The organism is Dellaglioa algida DSM 15638, from assembly GCF_001434695.1.
GTDB classification, from domain to species: Bacteria; Bacillota; Bacilli; order Lactobacillales; family Lactobacillaceae; genus Dellaglioa; species Dellaglioa algida.
Window position 1 is genome coordinate 85,995 of the sequence record NZ_AZDI01000005.1, and the last position, 6,143, is coordinate 92,137.

Annotated in this window: 6 protein-coding genes; all 6 read left to right on the forward strand. The window is 34.7% G+C overall.

Features of this window, described 5'->3' with window-relative positions; all coding sequences use genetic code 11:
• The first annotated feature begins 14 nt into the window (after positions 1–14).
• A protein-coding gene (gene prfB, locus FC66_RS04970; protein WP_157051994.1) for a peptide chain release factor 2 occupies positions 15–1,131 on the forward strand; the annotation gives its coding sequence in 2 pieces (ribosomal slippage) (positions 15–86 and positions 88–1,131; 1,116 coding nt in all).
• 96 nt (positions 1,132–1,227) lie between these two features.
• Positions 1,228–1,923 carry a cell division ATP-binding protein FtsE gene (ftsE, locus tag FC66_RS04975; protein WP_057974283.1) on the forward strand — a complete coding sequence of 232 codons (696 nt, stop codon included), beginning with the start codon at positions 1,228–1,230 and terminating at the stop codon, positions 1,921–1,923.
• A complete protein-coding gene (ftsX, locus tag FC66_RS04980) occupies positions 1,904–2,791 on the forward strand; it encodes a permease-like cell division protein FtsX (protein WP_057974284.1) in 888 nt (295 codons plus the stop codon). The genes ftsE and ftsX overlap by 20 nt, the downstream gene beginning before the upstream one ends.
• A gap of 133 nt (positions 2,792–2,924) precedes the next feature.
• Positions 2,925–4,061 carry a PDZ domain-containing protein gene (locus FC66_RS04985; RefSeq protein ID WP_057974285.1) on the forward strand — a complete coding sequence of 379 codons (1,137 nt, stop codon included), beginning with the start codon at positions 2,925–2,927 and terminating at the stop codon, positions 4,059–4,061.
• A gap of 20 nt (positions 4,062–4,081) precedes the next feature.
• On the forward strand, positions 4,082–4,783 hold the full coding sequence (locus FC66_RS04990) for a response regulator transcription factor (RefSeq protein ID WP_057974286.1): 702 nt from the start codon (positions 4,082–4,084) through the stop codon (positions 4,781–4,783).
• The gene (locus FC66_RS04995) at positions 4,780–6,117 is read left to right on the forward strand and encodes a sensor histidine kinase (protein ID WP_057974287.1); all 1,338 of its coding nucleotides are present in this window, start codon (positions 4,780–4,782) and stop codon (positions 6,115–6,117) included. Before FC66_RS04990 ends, FC66_RS04995 begins: the two co-directional genes overlap by 4 nt.
• The last annotated feature ends 26 nt before the right edge of the window (positions 6,118–6,143 follow it).

The window sequence follows — 6,143 nt, forward strand, 5'->3', positions numbered from 1 at the left end:
TAAGGAGAAAACTCATGGAACTAAGTGATTATAGGAAACAGATCAATGATATGGAACAAAAAATAACTAACTTCAGGGGGTCTCTTTGACTTAGAGACGCTGAATGAACGAATTTCTGAGAATGAAGAACGGATGGCTGATCCAGATTTTTGGAATCATCAAGAAGAAGCTCAAAAAGTCATTGATGAAACGAATCAACTAAAAGGTAAGTATGACTCCTTTCATGATTTAGAGAGTCAGGTTTCGGAATTACAAGTAATGCTTGAATTATTACAAGAAGAAAACGATCCGGATATGTTAAGTGAGTTTAATGATTTATTTGATGAAACGATGAAGGCACTTGATAGGTATCAGTTAAGACTGCTACTGAATGAACCTTATGACAGTCGAAATGCTATTTTAGAAATTCATCCGGGCGCAGGTGGAACTGAATCTCAAGATTGGGGGCTAATGCTCTTAAGAATGTATACGAGATGGGCTGAAAAAAGTGGATTGACCGTTGAAACGGTAGATTATCAGTCCGGGGATGAAGCAGGCTTAAAAAGTGTAACGCTTCTAATTAAGGGACTAAATGCATATGGATACCTAAAAAGTGAAAAAGGTGTCCATCGATTAGTCCGAATCTCACCATTTGATGCCGCGGGACGGCGTCATACATCATTTGCATCCGTTGATGTCATGCCCGAATTGGATGACTCCGTTGAAATTGAATTAAACCAAGATGATATTAGAATGGAAGTTTTCAGATCGTCTGGGGCCGGTGGACAACATATTAATAAGACGTCTTCGGCGGTTCGATTGATTCATATACCAACAGGAATTGTAACATCAAGTCAAGCGCAACGATCACAATTTCAAAATAGGGCGACAGCAGAAAGCATGATGAAATCTAAATTGTATCAACTTGAAATGGAAGAAAAGGAAAAAGAACGTGCTGCCATTCAAGGCGAACAAATGGATATTGGTTGGGGATCGCAAATTAGGTCGTATGTATTCCATCCTTATTCAATGGTAAAAGACCATCGTTCAGAATTTGAAACGGGAAATGTACAATCAGTAATGGATGGAGACTTAGACGGTTTTATTAACGCTTTTTTACAGTGGAAACTAAAAAATGAAAACCCAAGTTAATAAATGAAACTTAATTGTAAAACTATTGAAATCTGTAAGAACATAATCATGGTATAATGAAAACATTATGAAAATAGACATAGGAGGATTCACTGTTTGATAGAATTTAAAAATGTATTTAAACAATATTCCGATGATATTATCGCAAGTAATGATATCAATATTCGAATTGACCAAGGTGAATTTGTATACGTGGTTGGACCCAGTGGGGCCGGTAAATCAACGTTTATCAAAATGATGTACCATGAAGAGCAAGCAACATCTGGTGAAATTACCGTAAATAACTTTCAGTTACAAACGATGAAACCAAAAGAAGTCCCATTTTTACGAAGAGATCTTGGGATTGTTTTCCAAGATTTCAAATTATTACCACGCCTAACAATATTTGAAAATATTGCCTATGCACTTGAAGTGATTGAAAAAGAACCAGCAGAAATCAAGGAACGCGTTGATTATGTTCTGGACCTTGTAGATTTAGCTGATAAGTCAGATAAATTTCCTGAAGAACTATCTGGTGGCGAACAACAAAGAATTGCTATTGCACGTGCGGTTGCTAATAAACCGGAAGTGTTGATTGCTGATGAACCAACGGGTAACTTAGATCCTGAAACTTCTGACGATATCATGGCAATTTTAGAAAAAGTAAATAAACAGGGAACAACAGTTATCATGGCAACTCATAATAGTATTATTGTGAACAAATATCCACATCGTTTGTTGGCTATTGAAGATGGCCGTATTGCCCGAGATGAAGAAGGAGGAAAATACGGTTATGAAAATGAGAACGTTTAAGCGCCATTTAGGTGAAAGTGTTAAGAGTCTTCGTCGTAACGGATGGATGTCTGTTGCCGCTATCAGTGCAGTTACTGTAACATTAATTTTAGTTGGTGTATTGCTCTCGATTTTAATGAATGTAAATAAATTAGCATCTGATGTTGAAAATGACGTTCAAGTTCGAGTATTTGTTGAACGCAAGACAACAAAGAACCAACAAGATACGTTGAAAAAGAAACTTGAAAGTTACTCTGAAGTTAAAAAAGTCACTTTTTCAAGTAAAAAAGAACAATTACAACAAGTTGTCGGCAGTTATGGTAATGAGTTTAAATTGTTTGGTGGGGATGATAATCCTCTATATGATACATTTGATGTTCAAACGAAAGAACCAAAGCAAACTGAACAAGTTGCAAAAAAAGCTAAAACTTTAGATTATGTAAATGATGCAAGTTTTGGTGGAACATCTGCTAAAAAACTATTTAAAGTGGTTGGTAGTATCCAAAAATGGGGTATGATCATTAGTGCATTACTTCTATTCGTTGCGGTATTCTTGATATCTAATACAATTAGAATCACAATTTTATCTCGTAGAAATGAAATTGGTATTATGCGTCTAGTTGGTGCCACGAATGGATTTATCAGATGGCCATTCTTACTTGAAGGTGCATGGACTGGACTTTTAGGGGCGATTATTCCAATTGCGTTAGTTGATTTTGGCTACATTTGGATTTATAACGGCTTACAAGCTTCATTAGCATCAACAAGTTACAGATTGTTAACACCAGGAACTTTCTTGGCAGAGATTGATTTGCTATTGATCTCAATTGGTATCGTTATTGGTGCACTGGGATCATTTGTTTCAATGCGTCGATTCTTAAAGATTTAATTAAAATTAATGAAGATTGGGTGCCGTTTTTAACGGTATCCAGTCTTTTTTTTCGATTTAGATAATCATTTTTTAATCGTAATAAAGCATGATATAATTTGAGTATTATATCTTAAAGAAAATAGGTGGATTTATGGAGATACTTAAAATTATTGGAACATTTTTCATTCAACCGACGGTTTGGTTGGTAACGATATTGATGTTTGTTATTTATAATCAGAGGGTAAAAAAAGAGCGACAAGCATTTCGGACGGCTGTCGATAGTGATTTCTATGAGGAACGCCACGCAATTAAAGTAGGAATACTCTTTGGTATTATTGGATCAGTAATTTTATTTGGAACGGGAACAATGATTCCAATGAACTGGGTACTTATCTATACAATCTGCATGATTGCAGGACTTTTATTGTACCCATTATTCAACAGCATCTATCCGTTATTCTTAATTTCTGGACTTATTTATGGGATGTTGGGATGGCAATCATCTAATATGGATGTATTTAAAAATGAGACCTTCCAACCTGAATTTTTAACGGGAATCTTACTAGTGGGAACGCTTAGCTTGCTTATTACAGGTATTGCACTACACTTATTTAGGAAGAGCCAGTTATCACCAAGTACGCAGGCCGGAAAACGGGGACGAAATATATCATCATTTAAAATGAAAGAATTGTATCTTATACCACTCGTAATATTAGTGCCAGGTAATCAATTTCACAGTGTATTTGATTGGTGGCCATTAATTCATGTAGCGGGGACAGAATACAACGTTATCATTTTACCGTTAATTATTGGACTGACGCTTCGAATTTATAAAGAATTGCCAAAATTAGCTATCGGCTTTATCAAAAAACAATATTTATATTTGGCAGTAGTGAGCGCCTGTTTAGCCATCATATCTGCATTTTATCCAATAGCAGGCATAATTGGGCTAGTCATATTATTGATTGCTTATTTGGGGGATAGATACGTCATTAAACGCCATGATAATAAACAAGAAAAGTGGTTTGCAGAATCTGATGAAGGTATCTTAATTGTGGGGGTACGACCAGAAACACCAGCGGCGAAAATGGACGTCGAGGTTGGGGATGTCGTGATCCAATGTAATGGTATTAACGTGAGAAATGAAAATGAACTATATAAAGCGCTTGAAAGTAGTTCAACATATTGTCGATTGAAAATTAAAACGTTTAGTGGTGATACTAAAATAACGGAAAGTGCTATTTTTTCAGATTCACCGTACGAAATAGGGTTGGTTATAATCAAATAAATTTGGTTAGGGGATAAGTAATGAAAAAAATTTTAGTTGTGGATGATGAACCGGCGATTGTGACGTTACTAACGTATAATTTAGAAAGTGCGAATTATGAAGTGCAGGTGGCAACAGATGGTCCAAGTGCGTTCAAAAAGGCAACAGAACGAAATTTTGATTTTATTATTCTTGATTTGATGTTACCGGGATATGATGGTATTGAAGTTACAAAGAAGTTAAGACAGGAAAAAATAAAAACGCCAATAATAATATTAACGGCTAAAGATGATGAATTAAATAAGATTATTGGGTTAGAAATTGGCGCGGATGATTACATGACGAAACCGTTCAGTCCAAGGGAAGTAGTGGCAAGAATTAAAGCTATTTTAAGACGTACCGAGATTAATTCATCTGGGATTGAACAAGATAATGAGGAAGTTAAAGAATTTAAAGATTTTAAAATTGATTTTTCAAATTATTCTGTCTATAAAAATAATGAAAAAGTTTTATTGACGCCAAAAGAGTTTGAGCTTTTGGTGTACTTTGTTAAACGAATAGGCCGTGTTTTAAGCAGAGAAAAATTGCTCAGTGGCGTATGGGGATATGATTACGAAGGACAGACGCGAATGATTGATATGCATGTCAGCCATTTACGTGAAAAATTAGAAGTCGATCCAAAGAAACCAATGTATTTGAAAACAGTTCGGGGATTTGGATATAAGTTTGAGGGAAATAAATGAATAAAAAAATGAAATATGTGATTGCGATTTTAATAATATCGCTGAATTTAATATTTAGTATGATGTTATTATGGAGTGTGACTGGCCGATTCTTTAGTAAAACTAACGTAAGTGGTGTAATTATTTTAAGTTTTATAGAGATATTTATTATTTATAAAATGGTGTCTAAGTCTGATGCGGAATCAAAGTTAATGGCAAATAGATTAAATAGCTTAGTCAATCAAGGCGCCTCATTTCATGTTTTACTGGATACGGATAGTCCAAACTTTGAATTATCGAAAGCAATTAATCGCGTGGAGAGTTATCAAAAGAAAAGAAATGTCCATTATCAGGTTCAAAATAATAATTATCTACGATTAATCGAGCATCTAACGGTTGGTATCATGCAAATAGATCATAAAAGACAAGTTTTAATGGCAAATGAAACGATAGAGATGTTGTTGGGGCGTACAATTCAACAGCAACGTCACTCGTATATTGATGACGTTAAAACGTATAAATTAAGTGGGTTAATTGAAAAAGCTATAAAGTTACGAGAAAAGCAACGAGCTGAAGTTGAGATTGGAAATACAAATAAGGTAGTAGATGCAACGGTGGTCTACGTCGCAAATGATAACGTTGACTTTCAAGTAATTGTAATTTTGTACGATATAACTGAAGTGAAACTCTTAGAGAGAATGCAGACAGAATTTGTTGGAAATGTAAGCCACGAGCTAAAAACACCAGTTACCGCAATAAAAGGTTTTACTGAAACCCTTTTGGAGGAACCGGTTAATCACGTGACAGCAAAGAAATTTTTGAATATCATTTACGATGAGAGCAATAAGTTAGAGGTCCTAATTCAAGAAATACTGAAATTATCAAAGGGTCAGAAAAGTAAAGAAAACATTACAAAATTTAAGTTAAATGACGTAATTGATTCTGAATTAGAACTTTTAAGCAAAAAGATTAGAAGTAAAAATTTGGAAATTAATAGAAAAATACAAAAAGATTTTGTTATCAGTTTTGATAAAAGTAAAATAACAACTATCGTGGAGAATTTACTGCAAAATGCCGTTAAATATAACGTAGACAACGGTTCAATTTTAATTGAGGCAGGTATTGATGGAGAAAAAACCTTTATTTTGGTTTCGGATACGGGTGTCGGTATTTCAGACGGAGACAAAAAAAGAATATTTGAACGCTTCTATAGGATTGACCAGTCTAGAAGTAAAGAAATAGAGGGTAATGGGCTTGGACTTTCTATTGTGCACGAACTTGTAACGGCAATGGGTGGGGAAATTGTTGTTAAAGATTCAATCGGTAGGGGAATCCAAATCACGATTTATTTATAATATTCAACGAAATGGGCTTGACCAAG